This window comes from Rubinisphaera margarita, from assembly GCF_022267515.1.
GTDB classification, from domain to species: domain Bacteria; phylum Planctomycetota; class Planctomycetia; order Planctomycetales; family Planctomycetaceae; genus Rubinisphaera; species Rubinisphaera margarita.
In genome coordinates this window covers 629,316-652,787 of the sequence record NZ_JAKFGB010000009.1, presented here as the reverse complement: position 1 = coordinate 652,787, position 23,472 = coordinate 629,316, and the positions used below count along the sequence as shown (strand labels likewise).

Annotated in this window: 20 protein-coding genes; 12 read left to right on the top strand and 8 right to left on the bottom strand. The window is 58.7% G+C overall.

What is annotated here, in order from left to right; translation table 11 throughout:
* The first annotated feature begins 20 nt into the window (after nucleotides 1–20).
* On the top strand, nucleotides 21–806 hold the full coding sequence (locus tag L1A08_RS05875) for an SDR family NAD(P)-dependent oxidoreductase (RefSeq protein ID WP_238755271.1): 786 nt from the start codon (nucleotides 21–23) through the stop codon (nucleotides 804–806).
* A 77-nt stretch (nucleotides 807–883) separates the two neighbouring features.
* Here L1A08_RS05875 and L1A08_RS05870 read toward each other — a convergent pair whose 3' ends face one another.
* A complete protein-coding gene (locus L1A08_RS05870) occupies nucleotides 884–2,050 on the bottom strand; it encodes a baeRF3 domain-containing protein (protein WP_238755269.1) in 1,167 nt (388 codons plus the stop codon).
* A 562-nt stretch (nucleotides 2,051–2,612) separates the two neighbouring features.
* On the opposite strand from L1A08_RS05870, the gene L1A08_RS05865 reads away from it, so the two are divergent.
* The 4 genes from L1A08_RS05865 to uvsE all read left to right on the top strand — a co-directional run bounded on the left by L1A08_RS05865 (nucleotide 2,613) and on the right by uvsE (nucleotide 4,694).
* Nucleotides 2,613–2,927, top strand: coding sequence for an ArsR/SmtB family transcription factor (locus L1A08_RS05865; protein ID WP_238755267.1), 315 nt, complete (start codon nucleotides 2,613–2,615; stop codon nucleotides 2,925–2,927).
* Nucleotides 2,928–2,954: 27 nt separating this feature from the next.
* Nucleotides 2,955–3,299, top strand: a complete 345-nt coding sequence (locus L1A08_RS05860) for a hypothetical protein (protein WP_238755265.1) — start codon at nucleotides 2,955–2,957, stop codon at nucleotides 3,297–3,299.
* 103 nt (nucleotides 3,300–3,402) lie between these two features.
* Complete coding sequence (locus tag L1A08_RS05855; RefSeq protein WP_238755263.1) at nucleotides 3,403–3,807, top strand: TspO/MBR family protein; 405 nt, start codon at nucleotides 3,403–3,405, stop codon at nucleotides 3,805–3,807.
* Nucleotides 3,804–4,694 (top strand): UV DNA damage repair endonuclease UvsE, encoded by an 891-nt coding sequence (gene uvsE / locus L1A08_RS05850; protein WP_238755261.1) that lies wholly within the window; start codon nucleotides 3,804–3,806, stop codon nucleotides 4,692–4,694. The genes L1A08_RS05855 and uvsE overlap by 4 nt, the downstream gene beginning before the upstream one ends.
* 203 nt (nucleotides 4,695–4,897) lie before the next feature.
* Here the strand turns inward: uvsE and lptE are convergent, their stop codons facing one another.
* The 3 genes from lptE to recO all read right to left on the bottom strand — a co-directional run bounded on the left by lptE (nucleotide 4,898) and on the right by recO (nucleotide 7,942).
* Nucleotides 4,898–5,419: an LPS assembly lipoprotein LptE gene (lptE, locus tag L1A08_RS05845; RefSeq protein ID WP_238755259.1), complete on the bottom strand. Its 522-nt coding sequence runs from the start codon at nucleotides 5,417–5,419 to the stop codon at nucleotides 4,898–4,900.
* Between the two features lie 14 nt (nucleotides 5,420–5,433).
* Nucleotides 5,434–7,032, bottom strand: a complete 1,599-nt coding sequence (locus L1A08_RS05840) for a tetratricopeptide repeat protein (protein ID WP_238755257.1) — start codon at nucleotides 7,030–7,032, stop codon at nucleotides 5,434–5,436.
* Nucleotides 7,033–7,195: 163 nt separating this feature from the next.
* A complete protein-coding gene (gene recO / locus L1A08_RS05835) occupies nucleotides 7,196–7,942 on the bottom strand; it encodes a DNA repair protein RecO (RefSeq protein ID WP_238755255.1) in 747 nt (248 codons plus the stop codon).
* A 575-nt stretch (nucleotides 7,943–8,517) separates the two neighbouring features.
* On the opposite strand from recO, the gene L1A08_RS05830 reads away from it, so the two are divergent.
* Nucleotides 8,518–9,255, top strand: coding sequence for a hypothetical protein (locus L1A08_RS05830; protein ID WP_238755253.1), 738 nt, complete (start codon nucleotides 8,518–8,520; stop codon nucleotides 9,253–9,255).
* Nucleotides 9,256–9,575: 320 nt separating this feature from the next.
* Here the strand turns inward: L1A08_RS05830 and L1A08_RS05825 are convergent, their stop codons facing one another.
* A complete protein-coding gene (locus L1A08_RS05825; RefSeq protein ID WP_238755251.1) occupies nucleotides 9,576–10,619 on the bottom strand; it encodes a formylglycine-generating enzyme family protein in 1,044 nt (347 codons plus the stop codon).
* 159 nt (nucleotides 10,620–10,778) lie between these two features.
* Here L1A08_RS05825 and L1A08_RS05820 point away from each other — a divergent pair, with 159 nt between their 5' ends.
* From L1A08_RS05820 to L1A08_RS05795, 6 genes are all read left to right on the top strand, one after another.
* Nucleotides 10,779–11,774, top strand: coding sequence for an FAD:protein FMN transferase (locus L1A08_RS05820; protein WP_238755249.1), 996 nt, complete (start codon nucleotides 10,779–10,781; stop codon nucleotides 11,772–11,774).
* Between the two features lie 139 nt (nucleotides 11,775–11,913).
* Nucleotides 11,914–13,368, top strand: coding sequence for a POT family MFS transporter (locus tag L1A08_RS05815; RefSeq protein ID WP_238755247.1), 1,455 nt, complete (start codon nucleotides 11,914–11,916; stop codon nucleotides 13,366–13,368).
* A 280-nt stretch (nucleotides 13,369–13,648) separates the two neighbouring features.
* On the top strand, nucleotides 13,649–14,080 hold the full coding sequence (locus L1A08_RS05810) for a hypothetical protein (protein ID WP_238755245.1): 432 nt from the start codon (nucleotides 13,649–13,651) through the stop codon (nucleotides 14,078–14,080).
* Nucleotides 14,081–14,481: 401 nt separating this feature from the next.
* Nucleotides 14,482–15,927 (top strand): sulfatase family protein, encoded by a 1,446-nt coding sequence (locus L1A08_RS05805; RefSeq protein WP_238755243.1) that lies wholly within the window; start codon nucleotides 14,482–14,484, stop codon nucleotides 15,925–15,927.
* Nucleotides 15,928–15,968: 41 nt separating this feature from the next.
* On the top strand, nucleotides 15,969–16,763 hold the full coding sequence (locus tag L1A08_RS05800) for a TPM domain-containing protein (protein ID WP_238755240.1): 795 nt from the start codon (nucleotides 15,969–15,971) through the stop codon (nucleotides 16,761–16,763).
* Between the two features lie 58 nt (nucleotides 16,764–16,821).
* A complete protein-coding gene (locus L1A08_RS05795; RefSeq protein WP_238755238.1) occupies nucleotides 16,822–17,502 on the top strand; it encodes a TPM domain-containing protein in 681 nt (226 codons plus the stop codon).
* A gap of 47 nt (nucleotides 17,503–17,549) precedes the next feature.
* Here L1A08_RS05795 and L1A08_RS05790 read toward each other — a convergent pair whose 3' ends face one another.
* The 3 genes from L1A08_RS05790 to L1A08_RS05780 form a co-directional block, all read right to left on the bottom strand.
* On the bottom strand, nucleotides 17,550–20,084 hold the full coding sequence (locus L1A08_RS05790) for a hypothetical protein (RefSeq protein ID WP_238755236.1): 2,535 nt from the start codon (nucleotides 20,082–20,084) through the stop codon (nucleotides 17,550–17,552).
* Nucleotides 20,085–20,171: 87 nt separating this feature from the next.
* Nucleotides 20,172–21,410 carry an aminotransferase class I/II-fold pyridoxal phosphate-dependent enzyme gene (locus L1A08_RS05785; protein WP_238755234.1) on the bottom strand — a complete coding sequence of 413 codons (1,239 nt, stop codon included), beginning with the start codon at nucleotides 21,408–21,410 and terminating at the stop codon, nucleotides 20,172–20,174.
* A 176-nt stretch (nucleotides 21,411–21,586) separates the two neighbouring features.
* Nucleotides 21,587–23,119, bottom strand: a complete 1,533-nt coding sequence (locus L1A08_RS05780; protein ID WP_238755232.1) for a sulfatase-like hydrolase/transferase — start codon at nucleotides 23,117–23,119, stop codon at nucleotides 21,587–21,589.
* Between the last annotated feature and the right edge of the window lie 353 nt (nucleotides 23,120–23,472).

Below are 23,472 nucleotides of genomic sequence, written 5' to 3'. Positions count from 1 at the left end.
CGCACCGAAAGGATGACAGCATGTCTCAGCAGCGCGGTCGACTTGAGCAGAAGCGGGCAGTTATTACGGGCGGCAGCGACGGAATCGGACTGGCGATCGCCGCCGCCTTCGTGGCTGAAGGTGCGGAAGTCTGGCTCATTGCCCGTAATCGGGACAAACTCGAGGAGACAGCTCGCTTCCTCACGACTGCCGGCGGAACGGTCCGCAGTATCGCAGCCGACCTGACCGATCCCGTGCAGGTTCAGATCGCCGCCGAGGAGATTACATCGGCATGGGAGCGCTGCGATATTCTGGTGAATAACGCCGGCATGGCCCGCTTCACCCCGTTCGCCGATGTCCCTCCCGCCGAGATTCAGGACCAGGTTCAACTGAATCTCCTCACGCCGTATGTGCTCACGCAGGCTCTGCTTCCGCTGCTTCAGAAGGCGGGAGGGAACGTAATCAATATCTCTTCGACCTCGGCTCATCGGTTAATTCCGGGACGGCCGGCTTCGGTGTATGCGATGACAAAGGGCGGCATTAATTCGCTGACCAAAGCACTCGCTCTGGAACTCGGGCCGACTGGCGTCCGAGTGAATGCGATTGCCCCCGGTACCGTGCGGACCCCATTAACGAAGAACATGATCGCCGGTTTTTCCGATGAACGGCGGGCGGCTTACGAAAAGTTTGTCAGCGAAGCGTTCGCGATGGGGCGGCTCGGCGAGCCCGAGGAAGTCGGGCATCTGGCGGTCTATCTGGCCTCCGACGAAGCTCGCTGGACGACCGGCTCGGTGTTCGTTCTGGATGGCGGATTGAGCACGAACTGATTCTCTCTCCCAAATGCAACAGGCTGAGGTCCTGCCCTGGACCTCAGCCTGTTGGCGCTTCCCAAAGGAGGGGAAAATCAATAGCGGAAGATTGCGGCGACACCGTCCTCGCTGAAGGACTGATCGCCATTAATCAACCGGACTTCGCCGTCGGCTCTCAAAGTTTTGAGGGCAGCGACGTTGCAAAGGTCGTAGTTGTCGGCTGCGTTTTCATCCGCATTGGAAATCGAACGCTGCTCTTCATCGAAGGTTCCCCAGATCGGGTGCCCTTCCTGCAACAGCAGCGTTTCCACTCGTCCATCCTGCGCAGCGATGAGAATCTCGGCAATCGACTCCTTGCCGGCCGGCGACGTGCGGGCTTCGCCCCAGCGATCCAGAAGAAGTTGCTCATCCTCCCCGATCTGCTTCTCGACCATTGGCCAGGCGAGTTTATGCAACTCCGCCGGGTTCATGTTGTCGTGATTTCCCGAGATCGGCTCGGACACGAGATGCGGATAGTCGCACTCCTTCCGAAAATACGAGAAGAGCTCATCGACTCCCGCGAACACCAGCGGCTTATGGCTGTTGTAGAGATACTCATTGAGCGGCTTTGCGACCGCCTTAAGAAACTCCTTGTATTCCGCGTGCCGATCGTGTTCATAGTGTCCGTGCGGCACAGCCTGATCTTTGGCCCCCGGCTGTCCCCCGAAGGAATGCAGAGCAAATCCTTTCTGCTGATGGCCATTGATGACTTCGATCAGCGAACCGGGCAGATCATCGAGTTCCACTGCGGTGAGCCCCGTCCGCGAACCCTCAAACAGTCGGACCTGATTCTGACTGACATCGAGCAGACAGAATTGTCGATCGTGCTGAAGGGCCCCGAGCAGCGGAAGCACATGGAACCGCGGAGCGATGATCGTCTGCTCCTGAACTTCATCAGGCAGCGAGAAAATCTGGTGTTCCTGATTGGGTGAAACGAAGATTGCGAGCCCTGCCCCCTGATGCTGCCAGAACTCCTGAGCCTCGGCTGGACCGTCGCTGCGATGCAGATCTTCGAACGGCTGGAACAGAAGTCGGATTTCTCCGCCGGGCATTCCCCAGTCGGCCAGCTGTTTGCTTGCCTCATTAATGCAGTTCCTGAGACGAATCGGATCCTCTCGCGTTTCTGGTCCCTTCTCGTGTGTGGGCAGGTAGATCGACACACACGGCTCGCCTCCCTCTGCGGACAATTCTCTCACGTCGTTCATCTTCGGTGTCTTCAGCATCGCTCTCCCCTTCGTGCACGTGTGCGTGTAATTTCGGATTCGCAGTCGGCTGATACACTTCAAAGTCGCTCGGACTCCCCCTCGATCTTACCCGGAATCTTCCGAACCGCAATTCCTTCAGCGTCGACGGCTGCGCACCAGGCGTCGTCGGGCACTGAAGCAGCAGGCTGATCGGTCATCCTCCAGTCGAAGGCGTTTCTCGCAGACTTTTTTGCGACAGCGAACTGCAGAACGATAAAAACGCAAACTGCGGACCAAAACCGGACCGATTCCGGGTGCCGGACCTGCTGCATTCGAGCCCTGCTCTCCCGGACTCAACCCTGTTTTCAACGTATCCTCGATCGCATTCCGTGTCCGAAGTATCTTTCCGGAATCGCAACGAGCTTTGAATCCTGCACTGGCTCACAGCGCGTCTGTGTCCAGTCGTGAGGACGGGAAAGATTCTGAAATGAACCTGTCTCGCGCCACTTTCTCTTGGTATTATCTATCGTGCTTCGCATGGCCATACGGATTCAGACGAGCATGACAGCATCAGAAAGTTCCTGGAGAACGGATAGGGTTCGTGGCTGAGGATCGGCTTCAATCGAAACTGTGTGCGGAAAAGCTCAAAGCGTTGGGCGAACCGATTCGCGTGCGAATTGTGGACCTGCTGCGGGATGGCGAGAAAACCGTGACGGAGATCGCGGAGAGCCTGAGCGAGGAAATCGTCAACATCTCCCACCATCTCGGCATCCTGTATCACGCCGGGCTGGTTGAAAAGACGAAGCAGGGTCGCTTCATGCTCTACCGGCTGCATCCGGATGTCTCGGCCGTCAGCCGCGGCGGAAAGCAGCATCTCGATTTCGGCTGCTGTCGTCTGGAAGTGCCCGACGAGTAACCACGGAAACCGTGATGGAGTCCTGTTTTGAGTACTCCCCTTGCCGAGTCAACACCCGCAGCTGCATTTGCGACCCGCCCCGGCGTCTGGTGGCTCGTGTTCTTCAGTCCGCTGCTCAGCTTTCTTACGCTCGCCCTCGCTGGATGGGCGCGACTTCCCGAACTGGCCGTTCAGGCTGCTCTGATCGCCACGCTTCTCAGTCCGCTGGCTGCTATCGTTTATTGCCTGCCAGTCATCTGGTCGCGGTATCGCGGCTCGGGAAGCCGAGCGGTCGGACTCACCGCGGTGCTGCTCGGGATTCTCCTGCAGTTCGCTTTCGTTCTGGTGATTCTCGCAGCCGTAGTCACGGCGATGATCAGCTACGCTCAATGAGCCGTTTCTTCCCCTTCGCTTCGGAAGGCGGGGGTTTCATCCTGAAGTGTCCGGTCTAGAATCGAGCGGTCGGCCTTCAGTCTCTCAGCAATCAGGCGTTTTCATGTCGTGGATGGAATGGTATCAGAGTCTCGCCAAACCGGAGTGGACCCCGGCTCCATCGACGATCTCGCTGATGTGGCAGATCCTGTATCCGATCATCGTCATCACGTTCGGATACGTTTTCGTGCAGGTCGCCCGGCGGAAATGGCCGGTGCGGGTCGCGATTCCATTCGCCATCAATCTGGTGGCCAACCTCAGCTTCACGCCACTGATGTTCGGACTGCAAAGCCTGCCGCTGGCGACGATTGATATCCTGATTGTGTGGTCGACGATTATCTGGATGATGATCGTCGTCTGGTCGTCCAGCCGCTGGATCGCTCTGGTCCAGCTTCCGTATCTGACATGGGTGTCGATTGCGACGGTGCTTCAACTGTCGATTACGGCCATGAACTGGTCGCGGATATGATTCGGTTGGGCCTCTGCTGTACGTTCCGCGATGAACCGATCAAGTTCTGCACGACGACGGTCGCAGCCGCAAGCAAAATGGAACGGGCCGATTCGCTGCAGAAACTGAGTCGGCTCTGCCTGTCGAATGCCGATGCGCTCTATGCCGCGTTGCAATTCTGTGGCGAGAACGGCATCGGCTGCTTTCGGGTGAACAGTCAGATCCTGCCGCTGAAAACGCACGACGAGTGTGGCTACGACATCGCCGAACTTCCCGATGCGGAAACGATCATCGCCCGCTTCAAAAAGTGCAGAGCATTCGCCCGGAAGAACAATCTGCGAACCTGTTTTCATCCCGATCAGTTCGTAGTTCTCAACTCGCAGCGAGAGGATGTTGTCGAACGTTCGCTGCTGGAGATCGAGTATCAGGCCGAGGTCGCCGAGTGGATTGGAGCCGATGTCATCAACATTCATGGCGGAGGCGCTTTCGGCGACAAGCAGCTCGCACTCTCTGAATTCGCCCGCAATCTGAACCGGCTGTCCGCGCGAGCCCGCAAACGGCTGACCGTCGAGAACGATGATGTGACCTACACTCCTGTTGACCTGCTTCCCCTGTGCCGCGATGAGGGGATTCCGTTCGTTTACGATGTCCATCACCATCGCTGCCGCCCGGATGAATACTCCATCGAAGAAGCGACCGTGCATGCTCTGGCCACATGGAAAAACCGCGAGCCGCTGTTCCATATCTCCAGCCCTCTCGAAGGCTGGCACGGCCCGAAGCCGCGACGGCATCATGACTTCATCGACGTCGCCGACTTCCCCGACTGCTGGAAAGAACTCGACCTGACCGTCGAAGTCGAAGCGAAAGCAAAAGAGGTCGCCGTCCTTGAGTTGAAGAGCAAGCTGTAGCGGCGGCTTGCCAGGACGACTCGCGACGTTCGTTCGCTGTGATCTCTGTGTCTCTGGTGGTTTTCTTCTGTCCTCGCGTTTCTCATCCCGGCATGGGCGCCTAACAGGACGATGGCTCCGTGCATCCCCGCTGCCTCTTGTCGCTGTCGCGATCCGCCCGCTAAGGCGGACGGGCCACCCTCGATGATCTCTGGCGGATAGTGCTACCAGGGCATTTCCATCAGGTCGACAATGCGGCGAGCCAGGCGGGTGATGGCTTCGTGCTTGGCGGTTGCGAAGGACTGACCGACTTCCGGGGCGAAGTTGGCCTGCATCAGCAGTTGTCGCGTCGGGGCGTCGATCGGCACCTGATGGCGGGCGAGCAGCTGTCCGGTGTGGTTCTCTTCCCAGAGGACTTCGACACCAATCCCGAGCTGCAGCTGTCGGGGATCGTCGAAGGCGGTTTCGCCGAGAACGTCCTTGCGGACTTCGACCACATGGCCAATGAGCACGGTATCGGCATGCTCGGCGGACGAGATCTGGAACGGGGTGCGGGCCCGGATCTCTTTCTGCACCGCTTCGGTCAGCTCGATGTTGATATCACGACGGAACAGGTCCGAGGTGAAAATCGGAACGTGGACCGACCGCACTTCGGGGTCATACGGCCCGCCGATTCTGTAGCCGCAGCCGGCGATCGCGCCAACAGCCACACAGCTGAACAGATTCAGGAAATCTCGACGGGTCATGACCTCAAATCAGACTATTTCTGCGGCTCTTCGCCCAGTGTCAGCGTCGCACGTCCGGGTGCCATTTCGCCGGGACTCGGATTGAAAGGCGGAGCGTCTCCCGGTTCAGGCGGAGCCGGTTCGTCGCCCTGGAAGCCCGGAATTGGAATCGGCTTCAGCTTGGGAATTCCCCACGATGGGAAGTAACGCGGCTTAGCTTCTTCTTCCTGAGGTTCCGGAGCGGCGGGCGCAGGTTGCGTCTGCGGTTGCTGAGGCGGCATCGGCGGAGCTTCCGCAGTCTGCGACGGCATGTTGTCGACCGACGGGATGTCGTCGGCGGTGATGTGCTGCATCGCCAGGAGCAGCGTATTCTGCTCTTTGTATTGCGGCAACAGAGTCAGCAGTCCGCGTGCCTTGCCAGCGTATTTGGAACTCGGATAGGTATTAATGATGTGATGGCAGTGCATCTCGACCGCTTCGAATCGACCGCGATTCAGCCAGTAGAGTGCCCCCGCAAAATCACGGGCCACGGTCGCGTCATCGACCTGCTGCAGTTCGGCTTCGAGCCGCTTCCGCTCTTCTTCATCGAGGTTCCCCAACGAATTGAGAGCGATCAACCGCAGTTGACGAGCTTCGGAAAGCTCCTTGCCGTCGTAATGAGCCCCCTGATACGAAGCCTGCGTCACGTGGGCTCCCAGCAGGTAGGCGTCTTTCACGTGCGGACTGTCCGGGAACTCTTCCCGCAGCAGACGATAGGTCTCCGCGGCTTCAAAGTTTCGGCCCGTACGAAGGTAATGGCTGGCGGTCAGCATCAGGGCGTCGTCAGCGAGCGGCCCGGTCGGGTCGTTCAACCAGATCGCCTTAAGGCATTCCAGAGCGCGCCCTTCGGTGTCGGTGAATGGTCGCTTGCGATCCGTCAGATTAAAGAAGCTGGGGCGATCGTAGTCGGGATCGTTCACAACTTCCGGCTTGCTGGCCCGACCGGCATCTTCGTAGGCGGCCAGTTCGACATCCTTGTTCGTGGTCGGCTTGAACTGCATCCAGATGCGGGCGATGTCGTACAGTCGCTGCGTCGAGGTTTCCAGGTGCCGCGTGTGCGGATAAACCTTGAGCAGGCCAAGGTACATGTCCTGAGCGCCGGGATACTCCTTCTGCTGGTACCGACATTCGGCAACCATGAAGACGGCGTCTTCCCGAATCGGACCATCGGTGTAGCTGGCGACCCGTTCGGAAAGCGGTTTGTACCAGTTCGAGAATCTACGTTTGCGATACTGACCATTCTCGTCGAGTTCGAGACGGTCGGCCAGCTCCTTGAAGGCCGTCTCGGCTTCGGAGTACTTGCCGGCATCGTAAAGCTGCTTGGCCGCCAGGTATTCCTGGAAGTCGGGGGTGTTCTGATGAGCGGCCAGATCGACGATCGACTGACTGCGGTTGGCCAGCAGCTGTTTTTCCAGCGGGCCCTTCACGCCATCGATCGAAGTTTCGGCGGAAATCGGCGTGGCGAGCGGACCGCCCTTGCCTTCGCTCTCGCCATAGCGGAACGTCTGGCAGCCGACAGCGCAAAGCATGGCCCCGGTCAGGCTGGTTTGCACCAGAGACCGCTGGCAGCGGAGAATCATGCGGTAAATATTCATAGGATCGACCTTGCCCTCAGGATGGGAGTGAGGTGAGGTGGGAGGTCACCAGCAGGACGCCGGCGAAAATTCAGAGAAAGGACGGGTGCGAAGTCCTGCTCGAGGGATTGAGACAGACTGCGCAGGAGGGTGGCTGGAAGCCGGAGGAGTTCGACCGGAACGGTCAGAACTTGAGGTAGGCGAGCATCTTGGGTCGACGATCGATAATGTTCGAAATCAGAGCCGTCAGCAGAGGACGGATGATGCGGAGTTGTATGTCGGGAATGGGAGGAATTGTCTCGTCGGCCATGTCGGAATGGCTCAGTCGGCGCAGCGTCGACAGGACCTCGCCGGTCAGCGGTCGCGCGGACGCTTCGTGATGTCGACATTGCGAACACAACAAGACTCCCTGTTGAATCCACAGCGACCAGCGTTCGGAATTTTCCTCGACTGGACGTCCGCACTGACATTGCTCAAATTCCGGCAGCAGCCCCAGTTCCGCCAGGGTGACGAGCTCGAATCGGATCACGGCCTGTCTGAAGTCGGCATCCGACTGCAACCGGCTCAATGTGACGACCGCGGCATCGTACCAGCGGGGGTAAGGGTCGAACTCCTCGGAAAGGGACTGAAGCAGCTCGGCCACGTAGAGACCGGCGTAGTACGCATTCACCTGATGCGACTCCGCCCGAAACCGGTTAACGAGCTTGGCTTCCGTAAGAATGTCGAGACTGGATGTGGATTTGTGGAGGAAAACTATCTGACATCTCGTCAACAGGTCAATAGCAGCCTCGAACGCGCTCTTGAGCCGCCTGGCCCCCTTCGCCAGGACCGAGATGCGACCGTAGTCCCGCGTGAAAAACGTCACCACGCGACTGGTCTCACTGAAGTCGACCTGTCGAATGACGATTCCTTCTGTCTTGTTTCTATCCATTGTCAGTTCAGGACTTACGTGTAATCCAACGCGAAAGAATCGACAGGAAAACGGGCGGAATTCACCGTCTCGGCCTCGGAACACCCCACCATGGTTCCTCGTCCTGATCCGGAAAGACTTGAGAGAGATTTTACAGTTTCGGCGACCATGGGCGAACCCGCAGCGGACCTTCCGGACAGGTGCCGCGAATCAACAGCCATGATGACAAATCGGAACACACACGATTTGGCCGGGCGAGAAGCCGGACGCCGGCGACGGCGATTTCTGCCTTCCGCCATGAAAAATGCGCGAATTCCGGAGTCATTCGGTTGGGATTGTAGCGACTGGGGGCTCTGTACGCCCCGAAACGAGCGTTCCCCGACAGGAATGCGACTCACGGGATGACAGATGGTGTCCCGGCATTCAAACTGCATTGAAGAACGGTGTCGGGACGATGGAGCAGTTCTCGCCCCGCCACTTCGACAGAAGCCGCTGCGTCCAGGGACGAACCAGCCGGCGGTTCTGCCTCACCGTGTCTTTATGTGCGGGTGACGTGATCCCACGAATCACCCTCCCTGATAGTCAGGAACGGTCTATTGAACCTCTCGCATACTGTTGACGCCGCCGCCCAACTCGTGGCGCACGCCGACTGTCTTGTCCAGCATTCGCAGTTGATCAAGGATGCTCCGCTGCATGCCTACTGGTCGTACTCGCGGGAGTTGACGAATACGTGGATGCAGAATCTGGCGATCTGCCAGCGGGTCCTCGAAGACTCCAATCCCATTCGCCGCCGGCACTGCTGGCTGGAGTATGAACCGGATCTGCGAGATATTCTGCGCGCTGATGTTCTGCATCGCGTCTGGTACACGATTCTCCGCTCCGCCGATCAGGCCGCCGGAAAGCGGCATGTCGAACCGATCGCCCGCAGTGTGCTCGCTTCCCAGATGCAGGTACGGATCCGCTGTCTGAAACTGGTTCTGGCTGGTCACAGCATCGACGCGGCTCGCATGCGGAGCCTCAATCAACTCCGGAAGAACGCCGAGATGTGGTCCGACTTCCTCTGTGCCCACCTCGCACTCACGCACGAGGTCGACGACATCTTCTACAACAACCGCCGCGCCCGCGAATGGGGCCAGCAGCGTCTCTCCGTCGTGTTCCCCGAACTCCGCCTGCCCGAACGTCTCCCGACGTCCGATCTCAACTGGCAGATGGTCTCCGGCATCCGCAAGAACGACTCGCTCAACGCTCTGCAGCAACTCATCCGCAAAATGCTCGACTGCTTCCCCGACACGGCCTTCGACAAAAACGGCCTGCTTCGCGGCGAAGAAAAGTAAGCAAACCCGTACCCGCGACTTATCCACAGCGGATGACACAGAGATTCATCTCTGTGTTGCAGGGCAACAGGAGGCTTGTCTTCAGCGGCCGTCGGAATGACAGTGCTGAAACCCGACGGCCCCGGAAGGCTCAACCAGTGACGTGCTTACTCAATCGGGAAGTACGGCCCACAAAGCACGCCGCACGCATTTCCCCCTCACCCTAACCCTCTCCCCCAAAGGGGGAGCGAGGGAACTTGAAGGGCCACCCGGGGTTCACGCCCGACGTAAAAAAAGCCGCGACTCATGCCAGTCGCGGCTTTTTTCTGTGCTCACCGGAATTACTTCATCAGTTCCGGCGGCGGATCCGGATGCATGACTTTGTCTTTGATCTCGGCTTCGCTCGGACGACGCAGCGGGCGGATTACGCGGAAGCCGACGTGCAGAGCGTCAGTGTGATACCACATGCTCTTGGGCAGCTGAGGATCGCGAACCTTCCAGAGCGGATCAGACTTCTGGCGTGATGCGCTGCGGAGGAAATCGGGATCATCGTCCCAGGAGCCGCCACGGACCACGCGGGGATACAGCGTCTCAACGACGGCCATCGGGTTGTCGGCAACTTTGCCGTCGAACTGCTTGTAGAAGTCGGGCTTGTACTGGTCGAGGCACCATTCGGCCACGTTGCCGTGCATGTCGTACAGTCCCCAGGGGTTCGGCTTCTTCTGGCCGACCTTCTGGTACTTTTCGTCGGCGTTGTCGTAGTACCAGGCGTAATCGTCGAGATCTTCCGGATCATCGCCGAAGGAGTAAGCGGTGGTCGTGCCGGCTCGGCAGGCGTATTCCCACTCGGCTTCGGTCGGCAGACGATAATAGTCGCCCGTAATTTCCGTGAGCCATTCGCAGTAGGACTTCGCAGCCAGCTGGGTCATGCAGATGGCGGGATAGCCATCGTGTCCCATGCCGAACGTCATGTCGCGGTATTCTTTGGTCGGTCGGGTGACGGCATCGGCCTTCACGTCGATGTCGGTAGCATCCAGTCCGGCCAGTTCGCGGCGCTGCACGTCGAGCTTGTAACGGTACGTGTCGTACTCGTCCCAGGTCACTTCGCATTTGCCCATCCAGAACGGTTCGATCTTCACCTTATGAACGGGACCTTCATCGTCCTGGCGGTCGACTTCCTCTTCAGGGCTGCCCATCTGGAACTCGCCGCCGGGGATCGGCACCATATCGAACGTGATCTCGGTGTAAGGAAGTTCGACGGTGAACGGCTTAAGTGTCACGTCTTCTGCCGGCACAGCCTTGTCGGCCGCCTGCAGGGGCGAAACAATGACTGCCGTAGTCGCCCAGAGGCTCAACGACAACAGGATTCGTGAAGTATGTTGCATCTATTCGATCTTTCGAGAGTTCTTCCGCAAACAACTGGAGGGATTGTGTGGAGGGATTGTGAACGGGGACCATCCGCTGTTCAAGTGAATCTTCGCTCCCGGCTGCAAGATCGAGTCCGGTCCGCACTGATTCACGGGTTTGCGTCTATCATAGTGGTCATGGGACTTGAAAACTGTCAAGTACGTGCATCCGAAATCTCCGATACCACTCCGGCCCGCTATCAGTTTCAACAGGTCTGCATGGGAGTCCCCTGGCGAATCGAGTTCGAAGCCGACTCCAACGAAGACGCTCTTGCCGCCCAGAAGGCCGTGTTTGCCCGCGTTCGCGAGATCGACCGGGCCCTCTCCGATTACGACCCCGACAGCGAGCTGAATCAGCTCTGCCAGCAGGCGAAAACAGGCGAGAAAACCGAAGTCAGCGAGGATTTGTTCACTGTATTGTCAGCCGCCCAGACAATGTCCTGCCGCAGCGGCGGGGCATTCGACGTCACCGTCGGCCATATCACTGATCTGTGGCGGCGGGCCTATCGCAAGAATGCGCTGCCAGAGGAGGCGACTCTCAAAGACGCTCTGAGCCGCACGAGCTTCCGCTTGCTGCGACTGCATCCGGAATGTCGGACAGTTGAGTTTTTGAAGGACGATTTGCAGCTCGATCTGGGGGCGATCGCCAAAGGCTATGCAGCCGATGAAGCCCTCGAAGTCCTCAAAAACCAGGGAATTGACCGAGCATTGATCGACGCGTCCGGCGATATCGTCGTCGGCGACCCGCCCACCGGAGCCGAGCATTGGGTGATTGGCATCGCCCCGCTGAAGAGCCCTCAGGGGGAGCCGGACGTGTTTTTGAAGCTCGCCAACTGTTCCGTCGCCACATCCGGCGATGCGAGCCGTTATGTGGAGATCGACGGCACGCGATACTCGCACATCGTCGACCCGAAGACCGGAATCGGCCTCACCGAATCGAGCAGCGTGACCGTCATCGCCCCGGACGGCATGAATGCGGACGCCCTCGCCTCGGCTCTTTCCGTGATGGGCCCTGAGAAAGGATTGGCCATTCTGAAGAAGTACTCGGCCTCGGCCCTCATCGTGCTTGGGACAGACGATGGTTTCGAGCAGCACTCGTCAGCCGGCTTCGAGAAGCATCTTCTGAAGGAGTAAGCTCTCTCCCTTCCGGGGGTCCACTCGGGAATCTCTCTCGACCAGTTGCCGCAGGTTCTCTATTCTGCACGACACTCACGACAGCCATCGTGCGGTTGCGTGTGAATCACAGGGAACGCTGAGGAAAGAAAGTTTGCCCATGGCCGGTCAGAAGAAGCACGCGACAGCCCCCTACGACATCGAAACCATGCCTCCGGGCATTCCTTATATTGTGGGGAACGAGGCTGCTGAGCGCTTCAGCTACTACGGCATGAAGGCGATCCTGACCGTCTTCATGACTTCCTTCCTGCTCGACATGCAGGGAGAAGTCGCCCCGATGTCCAAAGAAGAAGCCCGGGAGTGGCTGCACGGGTTTGGCTCGGCCGTTTACTTCTTCCCGATCTTCGGAGCCATCCTCGCCGACTGGCTGTTCGGGAAATACCGGATCATCATCTCGCTGTCGATTGTGTACTGCTTTGGTCATGTGGCCATGGCTCTCGTCGATTTGCCTCAAGTGACCGGCGTCCATCCACGAACGATGCTCTTTATCGCCCTGGCCCTCATCGCCGTCGGGTCCGGGGGGATCAAACCGTGTGTCTCCTCGCACGTGGGGGACCAGTTCGGAAAACGCAATCACCACCTGCTGCCGCGGGTGTTCCAGTGGTTCTACTTTTCGATCAACTTCGGCTCCGCCATTTCGACGCTGCTCATTCCGGTGCTGCTGACGCAGTTCGGTCCGAGTGTCGCCTTCGGAATTCCCGGAGTGCTGATGGCGATTGCCACCTTCGCCTTCTGGATGGGCCGCAACAAATACGCTCATATCCCACCGGCCGGAACGAGCTTCTTCCGGGAAACCTTCAGCAAGACCGGTCTGCTGGCCATTCTGAATCTGATCCCGCTCTACTTCTTCATCGCGATGTTCTGGGCTCTGTTTGATCAAACCGCCTCGGCCTGGGTGATTCAGGCCCAGTCGATGAACCGCTCTGTTGGCGGGTGGGACGTGCAGCCGTCGCAGTTGCAGGCGATCAATCCCGTGCTCGTGATGATCTTCATCCCGCTGTTTTCCTACGTGATCTACCCGGCGATGGGCAGGTTTTTCACGGTCACGCCGCTACGCAAGATTGCGATTGGACTCTTTCTCACCGTCCCGGCCTTTGCTCTGCCGGCATGGCTGGAGATGCGAATCGCTGCAGGAGAGACGCCGCACATCATCTGGCACTTCTGGGCTTACGTGCTGATCACCGCAGCCGAGATCATGGTGTCGATCACGTCGCTGGAGTTCTCCTACACGCAGGCTCCGAAGCGAATGAAGTCGTTCATCATGGGGCTGTATCTGTTGAGTGTGTCGCTCGGCAACTTCTTTGTCGCCGGCGTGAACCATTACATTCAGAACGAAGACGGCACGAGCAAACTGACCGAAGTGCAGTACTACCAGTTCTTCACCGTTTGCATGCTGGTGACGGCCGTCCTGTTCGTGATCTTCGCCCAGTTCTATCGCGGCAAGACTTACATCCAGGACGAAGAACTCGCCATGGAAGCCGAGCACCGTCTCGACGATTACCAGGATGATGTGATCGACAAGCAGGTTGACGAAGAAGGCACGACTGGCACCTGACTGAGCCACCACTCCTGAATTCTTTGAATCCCAACCCGAAGCACCGCGCTTCCGGTTGGGATCTTTTTTTCTGCAGAGCCGAGTTCGTGTAGAACACGCGATAGTTCCCACAGCCATTCCCAATCCCGAAGCGCGTTTCGGCCTCTTTTCGAAAAACTTTCGGAAAAAGTCCGTCACTTCTGTCCCCTGCTCCGCCTTTGCTTCGCTTCTAAAGGCAGGACACAACACACAACACTGGCGAGTCATCGCCGGGCCCACTCACAAGACAGGAGTGAATTACATGAATCGCCTCATCGTTTCGATCTCGACCCTCGCCGTTCTCACCGCCTTCATCGTTCCGGTTGCCGAAGCCGGCAGCTGTTCTTCGAGCGGCTATCGCACTTCGCACTACCGCGTCAGCACCCCGAGCTGCGAAGTTCGCCGCCCGGTCAGCTGCAGCAAGCCTCCGAAGCTCGGCTTCTACGGAGAGATCTGCCGACACGGCATGAAGGTTCACGATGTCGAACGTCGCTCGCTGGCCTGGTACGCCGGTCTGGAAGAAGGCGATGTCATCAAGCGGGTCGATGGCGAACGCATTCACTGCGAGCGGGACTGGGACGACGCCATGCGGCACGCCTGCGATGAACTCTGCCTGATCGTCATCAAGTGCGATTGCGGCAAGATCGAAGAAATCCACATCGACCTGAACCGGAACAATCGACGCAGCTACTAGACGAGCCACGACGATCCGAAAGGCTGGCTCAGACGCGTGCGTCTGAGTGGCAGAGCCACAAGAGGTCGCTGACCGACGCTCTCTGCCGACGCTTTCATCCGACGAGTCAGTAGTGATTCTACGATGAATAGCTACTTCCCGGGACTTGGTCACCCAGACGTACACGTCTGGGCCATCCTGAAAGTTAATCGAATTCGCTGACCTGCAAGGCCTTTGCGACAGGAGTCGTGAAGGCCTTGCTGCATGGATGGGCGTTCTTCGAGCCGCGCGAACGCTTTCGCGAACGAACCGTCATCGGGTACAGTCAGGCGCAAGGAACATCGGCCGCTTTCTACCGGCTGTTGAGGCGAGAACTCCACTCGACTCGATTCCCCCGTCCTCTCTGCACTCCGGGAGTTCCCATGAGACACCGCGTCTGGCTGATTTTGTTCGCCCTGCTCTGCACGATCCCATCACTCTCACACGCCGCCGATCAGCCGAACGTGCTGATGATTACGGTCGATGACATGAACTGGGACTCGGTCGGCGTCTTCGGCTGTCCGCTGAAAGGGATCACGCCGAACATCGACCAGCTCGCCGCGGACGGCATGCGTTTCAATCATGCTCATGTCACGATCGCCATCTGCCAGCCAACCCGTTCGGTCTGGATGACGGGGCGTTATCCGCATCGCAACGGAGCCCTCGGCTTCGATCCGATCGATCGTGCCGTCCCTACGTTGCAGGAATCTCTGCGAGACGCCGGCTACTACAACGGGATTCTCTCAAAGATTGAACACCTGGAGCCGAAGGAGAAGTTCTGCTGGGACTTCGAAGGTGCGATGAACGATCTGGGGCGGGGTCGCGATCCCGAGAAGTATTTCGAGTTGACGAAGACATTTCTCGCAGCGGCCGATCAGGCGGAGAAGCCGTTCTTTCTGATGGCGAACTCCAACGATCCGCATCGGCCGTTCGCGGGAAGTACCCAGGAACAGGGACGCCGCGGCAATAAGAACAAGAAGCAGGCCCGGGCGCCCGCTTATCCGGAATCGGAGCCGTTCTGCTCGCCGGACGAAGTCATCATTCCCGGCTTTCTTCCTGATCTGTCCGACATTCGTCAGGAACTGAGCGAATACTTCACCTCAGTGCATCGAGCCGATGCGATTACCGGAGCCGTGCTCAAAGCGCTCGACGAAAGTGGGCATCGTGACGATACCCTCGTCGTCTTCATGAGCGACCACGGCATGCCGCTGCCGTTCGCTAAGACGAACTGCTACCTCAACAGCACGAAGACGCCGCTGATCGTCCGCTGGCCGGGCCGAATCTCGGCGGGAACGGTCGACGATCAGCATATGGTCTCGGGGATCGACTTCATGCCGACCGTTCTTGAAGCACTCCAGTTGACTCCCCCGAAAGGAATGGACGGCCGCAGCTATCTGTCCATTCTGCGCGGGGACACGCAGAAGAATCGCGATTGGGTCTTCACGAGCATCAACACGCTTTCCAGCAAAAAGCCGTTCCCGATGCGGGCCATCACGACTCGTACGCATGGCTACATCTTCAATGCCTGGTCGGATGGCGAAACGGTCTTCAGGAATGAATCGCAAAACGGGTTGACGTTCAAAGCGATGCAGCGAGCCGCGGAGAACGATCCGCAGATCGCCGAGCGGGTGAAGCTGTTTCAATACCGCCAGCCGGAAGAACTCTATAACTACGAACAGGATCCGGCTGCCCGCGACGATCTTTCTGATGACAACGGAAAGCGGGAGATTCTGGAAGATCTGCGTTCTCAACTGGAAACAATCATGACAGAAACGGATGATCCGCAGCTGGAGAATTACCGTTCGTATTTGAAATCCGCGGAAGAATAGATCCCGGCTACACGAAATCGTCCCGAAAGAGTTTCCCTCCGATGCGAATCCTGCTCTCGTTGTTGCTCACGTCCGTCTGTTTTCTGCAGCCCGCCATGGTGCAGGCTCAGGAGAACTTCCGTATCGAGCTCGATCCGCCGGGGCAGCGGGACTTCATCCTCGACCGGGCCAATCTGATCACGCCGGAAGATGAAGCCGAGATCAAAGAGCTGGCCGACAAACTGCTCACCGACACGGCTGCTCCGCTGGTGATTGTCACGATCAACTCCATGAGCGAGCACGGCGGGATGGGCCTGCGGATCGAGACGTTCGCCCGACTGCTGTTCGACCAGTGGCAGATCGGTCCGGCCGAAGTGAACAAGAACGTCTGGAACAAAGGGATTCTGCTGCTCGTTTCCAAGAACGACCGGAAAGCCCGGATCGAGCTGGGAGCCGGCTGGGGACGAGAGAAGGATCAACTTTGCCAGAAGATTATGAACGAACAGATCATCCCCCGCTTCAAGGAAGGGGACTACTCGGCTGGCATCAAAGCGGGAGCCATTTCGCTTGAACGGATGGCTCGCGACCTGAAACTTCCCGCTGCTCCCAAACCGGCCTGGTATTACCCGGTGATGATCGGCGTGGTCGCCCTCGGGATCTTCACCGTGGTCTCGATGATCCGCAGAGGAACCGGCGGGTGGGCGTGGCTGTTCTGGGGCTTCCTCTTCGCCGCCATCGGCACGGTGCTGTATCACATGGCAACGAGTTCCGGCAGCAGCAGTGGCGGCGGGTTCTCGGGAGGCTCGTTCGGCGGAGGCGGCTTCTCCGGCGGCGGAGGAGCGAGCGGCTCCTGGTAACTTTCGCTCTGAACGATTCGATTCACGCACACAGTTTGACGAGACATCAGGACTTGCGATGACAACCGCACTCGAAAAGCAGTTTGGCCAGCCGGAACAGGCGGAGATCACAGCCGCCATCGCGGCTGCGGAGAAGAAAACGTCCGCCGAGATCGTTCCGGTCATCGCGGAAGCCTCAGGGCGTTACGATCGCGCGGAAGATGTCGCCGGCGTCTGGCTCGGTTTGATTCTGCTGGCAATCACGTGGGCTCTCTATCCGCCCATCGATACGGCGGAAGGAAGCTGGGCAGCCGGACATCCCGTCCAGCAGCTCGTCGCCTTTCTGCTCGTGACACTGATCGGGTTTCTGGTCGGAGCGTCGCTGGCAAGCCAGTTCAATGGACTCCGTCGACTCTTCACGCCAGTCGATCAGATGGCCGACGAAGTCTGGCTGAAAGCGCGGGCCATGTTCTTCGATCAGCGGGTCCATCACACCGCGGGAGCGACCGGGGTGATGATCTACGTCTCGCTGTTTGAACATCGGGCGGTCATTATTGCCGATCAGAAGATTCTCGATCAACTCGGTCAGGATCGCCTGAATGTGCTCTGCAACGAAATGACCGCCGGCTTCCGAACCAGCGGGATCATTCCCTCGATGAAATCAACGATCGACCAGCTCGGCGACGAACTCGGCAAAGTCCTGCCGCGAGAAACCGACGACGTCAATGAACTCTCCGACGCCCTGATTTTGCTCTCGTAAACAGACACCACCACGGTGGACTCTCAACCCGAAGCGTCGCGATGCTGCTATTTCAGCTTTTGCGCCAGTTCTTCGAATTGTCGGTCGAGCACTTCTGAGCCGGTGGTGGGGTAGAGCAGTTGTGTAATCTGGACCAGCTTCTTCGCTTCCGGCTTCCGGTCGGTCAGGAGGCAGGCGCGGGCCAGTTCGAGGCGGGCTCGGTGCCAGTCGCGGCTGCCCTGTTTTGTGGTCGAGACCTTCCCCTTCCAGAAATCATAGAGCTGTCCGAAGCATTCGGCATTGTTGCATTCCCGCAGCAGTGAACTGAGCCGCTGCGTAATGGGATCGGCTGGCCCCGTCGATTTCGCCACTTCCTGATAGATGGGAATCGCCTGACTGAGTCGACCCAGTGTGTAGTGGGCTTCCGCTTCGCCGAGCCGCAGAGCAATCAACTCTTCTGGAGCCAGTGCGTTCGCTTTGTCGGGCGACGTCAGATCGCGGATCAGCTGCAGCTGAATCTCGGCGAGGATCTGTTCCGACTGAGGATCGGGCGGATTGACATCAGCCAGCTGGTGAACCAGAAACAGCGTTTCCGAGGCGTCTCCGGCGGTGACGCGATCGTTGCTGAAAAGCGCCATCGCTTCCTGGGCTCGCCCCTGCCGGGCCAGCATGATGCCCTGATACGCAGTCACCATTCTCAGCCAGCGTTGCCTTACCGCTGGTTCAGAAACGGCTGCAATCGGGGAATCGGTGATCTGTAATCTTTGCTCCAGGTGTTTCAACGCAGTCGGGAGAACGGGATGAAGGCCGGTTTCGTACTTCAACAACAGCCGGCAGGCGTTCAACAGGGCATCGACGTGAGCGGGCGACTGCAGATTCTCCCAGTCGGTTCCTTCAAGCAGCCGGTTGCCGAACAGCACGGCTTCTTTCATCACATCGAGCGAAGCGGTCGCGTCGCTGGAGAGCAGTGCGTCGTAGCATTGGCCCAACCGGAGTTGAGCCGCGTAAAAACGTTCGTGCGTCCGCGGGAACTGCATGTACTCAAGAATCGCGTGCCGATACTGCTTACGGGCAAAGGTCAGTTCCGCCTGCAGCCAGCGGGCTTCGAAGCTCGACTCACGCTCGTCGTATCGTTGCAGATGATCGGCAATTGCAGCGGCATAGGCGTTCAGACGTTCGACACTCGGCCCAGCCGAGTATTGCCGCTGCAGGCTCGTGATCCAGAGCAGATGAACCTGTTCCATACCGGGAAGATTTGGAGAGCTTCGCCAGATCGACTCGAGTTGACTGGCCGCCTGATCGAACATCCGCTCCTGAAAATAAACCGCGGCAATCTCACGAGCCAGCTCGATCAGTTGCTCAAACCGCCCCTGGTTTGTCGCCACCGCGATCCCGGCTTCGTACTGCTTCCGAGCCTCCGCAGCGTTTCCCGCTCGGGCCGCTTCACGAGCCAGTCGCACAATCTGAGCCAGTTCCGGGCCGAACTGATGAATCGCGTAACTCTCACGTAATTCGGTCGCGACCAGCTCGGCGTCGAATGTATGTCCTTCCCGGGCGAGCTGAGCCATCCGGGCTCGCACTTCCTGAATCAACTGCTCGGCGAGTGCATCGTTACCCTTCATACGGACTTCAACCGACATGGCGATCAACGCCTGCAAACGGAGCCCCCGCAACTGCGGAGACAGCTCGCCATCGGGACCGGCCAGATTCGGGACGAATTCCGCCGCTTCGGTCGGGCGGTTCTGTTCGAGCAGATAGCGAACCCGTTCCGCCCCGGCTCGCTGACGAAACGGAATCGAATCGGATTCCGCACGAACGGTGTCGTACAGGCGATCGAATTCGCCGCGTCGGTTTTCAAGACGGGCAGCTATCAGTAGCAGCAGCTGAGCTTCCAGGTAATTCTGATCTGAAAGCAGCGAACGCCGCATCCCATGCAGAGCCGTTCGGCCTTCCGACAACAGACGGTTCCGTTCGGCGATGTTCTCCCGCATTACCTCGGCCAGTCGGATGTGAACGCGGCCCAAAGCAAGATACAACGCTTCCTCATCGATTCCGGCAATTCCTTCATCGCGGCCTAGTTTGCCGGATTGCTTCTGCCGATCGAGAATCTGCCGGGCGTCGGCCAGTTCCTGCAACGCACGCCGTCCGATTGTCTGCAACTCGCGGAGCAGTTCGGCGTTCTTCGGATCGAGCTGACGGACCCAAAAAATCTGCTCCAGCTTCGATGCCTGCAACAGGGCGGCTTCAAAGCGGCAGCGTTCGGCATGAGATCCTCGCACGTCGAGAGTTCGGGCGGCCTGCTGCCAGAGTTCGACCGCTTCCGACCAGGGAACGGTGTGGGCATGGTCGCGGAATGTGCGGGCCAGCTCGAGTCGATAGATGAGCTGATCCCCCGGCCGCATGGCCGAGTCATTCAACGCCCGTTGACAAAGAAGTTCGGCCAGTTGAAACAGCCGCCGTTCCCGCAGCGAAGCGAAGTAACGTTCCTGGGCATCGCCCGGATTGACGATGACAAACTCACGATCATCGGCCAGTGAAACAGAGCACGCACCGTCCCCACACAACAGCATCAGTCCGCAGAGGAGTGGGAAGAAAACCTTCATGAAACCAGTTTCGCTCTGGTTTGAGTGACGATAACAGGGGGAACCCCGGTTGATTCAACCGGGGGCGGCCCGATGTCGGTTCAGCAATCAGGTTTCCGAGGTTACGGCGGACTTGTTCAGGCAGCGGTCGATTTGACGGACGGCCTGACGGAGTCGGTGGACGTTCTCGACAATGGCCAGACGCAGATAGCCTTCGCCATCTTCGCCGAAACCGCGCCCCGGACTCACGGCGACGCCGGCTTCGTCCAGAAGTTTCATTGAGAAGTCGATGGAACCCATCTGAGCCCACGGCTCGGGAATTTTGGCCCAAACGAACATCGTTCCTTTCGGGCGTTCGATTTCCCAGCCGATCCGTTCGAGACCATCGCAAAGAGCATCGCGACGAATCTGATACTCCGCGGCGACACTTTCGACAGCCGATTCGCAATGCCGCATCGCCACGATGGCGGCGATCTGAGTCGGCTGGAACAGGCCGTAATCGTAATAGCCTTTGATGGTGGCCAGAGCCCGGACCATTTCCTGGTTACCGGCACAGAAGCCAACGCGCCAGCCAGCCATGCTGTAGCCTTTGCTCATCGTCGTGAACTCGACCCCGACATCACTGGCTCCCGGAGAGGAGAGGAAGCTCGGAGCCTTGTAGCCGTCGAAAACGATGTCGGCGTAGGCGAAGTCCGAAATGACCATGAACTCGTACTTCTTGGCGAGCTTCACGAGGTCATCGTAAAAGTCCTGCTCGACAACGGTCGTGCTCGGATTGTGCGGGAAGTTGACGATCACCAGCTTCGGCTTCGGATACAGATGTTCGCAGGTGTAGGCGATGTTCTGCAGAAACTTCTCCGGCTCGCGGCAGTCGAGCGAAATCACGTTTCCGGCGGCCAGAGCCACAGCGTACACGTGAATCGGGAAGTAGGGAGCCGGCACAATCGCGGTATCACCCGGCCCCATGAGCGCGAGGCAAAGGTGACTGAACCCTTCTTTGGAGCCGATACAGGTGACGATTTCGTTATCGGGATCGAGCCGGACGCCGTACTTTTTGAAGTACCGGGCGGCCACTTCCTTGCGCAGGTTCGCGATGCCATTCGAAACCGAATAGCGGTGGTTCCGAGGATCGGACAGCGCTTCGGTCATTTTTTCGACGATCAACGGATCGGGCGGATCGGTCGGATTGCCCATGCCCAGGTCGATTACATCGACGCCCGCCACCCGTTTCTGGTACTTCAGCTTATTGATCTTGCCGAACAGATAGGGCGGCAGCCGCTTGACACGGTCAGCAACAGGAATGGAGAACGGATTGTCCGTAAACGGGACTTCGGATTCACTTCGCATGGTCGCGGTTCAATGGTCCTGGAGGATTGGAGTGGGTGCGGCAAGGCGCGGCTTTCATATCATACTCACTCGAATCCGAACAGGACAGTATTTCTCCCGATCAGGTTCAGCAGGTTTTCGACGGGAAACGCATCCATCGAGGTGGATGAGTCGGAGAAGTGGCCCGGCCAGGTTCGCTAAAACCGCGTCGGGTTCTTCTGGATTTCGTCCAGCCGAGCTTTGAGTTCTTCGGCTTTCTTCGGCTGCTCGTCGATCAGATCCTTCGTTTCCCCCGGGTCGTTCTTCAGGTTGTAGAGCTCGACGAGTCCCTTACCCTTCTTTTCGAAGGTCTTCCCGGCTGCTTTGGCGTTCTTGTAGACGACCAATTTCCAGTCGCCATGGCGGAAGCCGAGGGAATTGGTCCCCTGCTCCACATTCTCGGTTCGCCCTTCGGCATCCGGCTTGTCGAGCAGAGCGGGCAGCACGTTCAGGCTGTCGGGGAAGGCCTTTTCCGGCAGCGGCTGGTTAACGAGAGCCGCCATGCTGGTTGCCAGGTCGATCGTGTTTACGATGTGACTCGACTCACCCGGCGAAACCGTTCCCGGCCAGCAGGTGATGAACGGCGTGCGGGTTCCGCCCTCGTAGCCGCTGTATTTTCCACCCCGATACGGCCCGGCCGGCTCGTGCTCGCCGAGCTGCTCGACTGCTCCATCTTTGTAGCCGTCATCGAGAACCGGGCCATTGTCGCTGCAGAAGATGATCAGCGTGTTCTCCGCCAGGCCGAGGCGGTTGACGGTTTCCCGAACCTGCCCGACCTGCCAGTCAAGTTCCAGAATCGCATCGCCCCGATAGCCGAGGCCCGACTTCTTTTGGAACCGCTCATGCGGCATGCGGGGCACGTGGATGTCGTGCGAAGAGAAGAAGAGGAAGAACGGCTGATCCTTGTTCGCTTCCATGAAACGGTTCGCTTCATTCACCCACATGTCGGCCAGATCTTCATCCCGCCAGCGAGCCGCGTGTCCGCCGGAGTAGAAACCGATGCGGCTGATCCCGTTGTGAATGGTGTCGTGATGCCCGTGCGACCAGTCCATTTTCAAAGTGTCGCGATGCGTCAGTCCGGTCGGTTGCCCGTCCGGATTCTTGCGTCCGACCCAGAGCGGATCAGCCGGATCGAGGTTCACAACGCGATGATTCTTCACGTAAACCTGCGGCACGCGATCGTTGGTCGTCGGCAGGAGGAAGCATTCATCGAATCCGATTTCGAGCGGCCCCGGCTTCAGGTCGCCGTTCCAGTCCGGCTGCTGCCCTTCGCCCAGTCCGAGATGCCACTTTCCGACCACAGCCGTTTTGTAACCGGCGTCGTTCAAAACCGAAGCAATCGTCGGCGTGCCCGGCTGGATGAGCGAGGTCGCGTTCGGCGGAGCAATTCCGGTTCCCGGCTGACGGAAGGCGTACATTCCGGTCAGAAACGAAAACCGTGTCGGCGTGCAGGTCGAAGCCGAGCAGTACCCGTCGCGGAAGAGCACCCCATCCTTCGCCAGACTGTCGATGTGCGGCGTTTCAATCTCCGTGGCTCCGTAACAGCTCAGATCTCCGTATCCGAGATCGTCGGCCATGATGACGATAATGTTCGGCCGCGGAGAATCCTTCGCCACTGCAGTGGACTGGCACGAAAGAGCCGCGATGAGCAGCAGAAGTGGAAGTGCAAACGAAGAAATGCGTCGAGCCATGGGAACCCTCAGAAGAGCACGAGAAATCATCGAACGAGAGGACTCGATTCTGCAGGGTGGGATTCGGGAAGTCAAACTAGAGCATTTTCATGCTTCGCCTGCAGTCCATTTTGAATCTGCTCTTGAGTTGCCGGAGCAGCCGATCATCCCGCGACCTTCCGTTGCTCGTTAACACAAGCGGGTCACGAAGAACGTCACCCGAATTTCGCCCTCACGCTAACCCTCTCCCCCCACGGCCGATGTCGACCAGCCCCCTTCGTACGCACGCCCAACCCGCAAAACCGGCACATCTGGCAGGATAGACACTCTGCGTAAGCCGAAGGATCGGGAGTTCGGTAGGCATTCGTGATGAA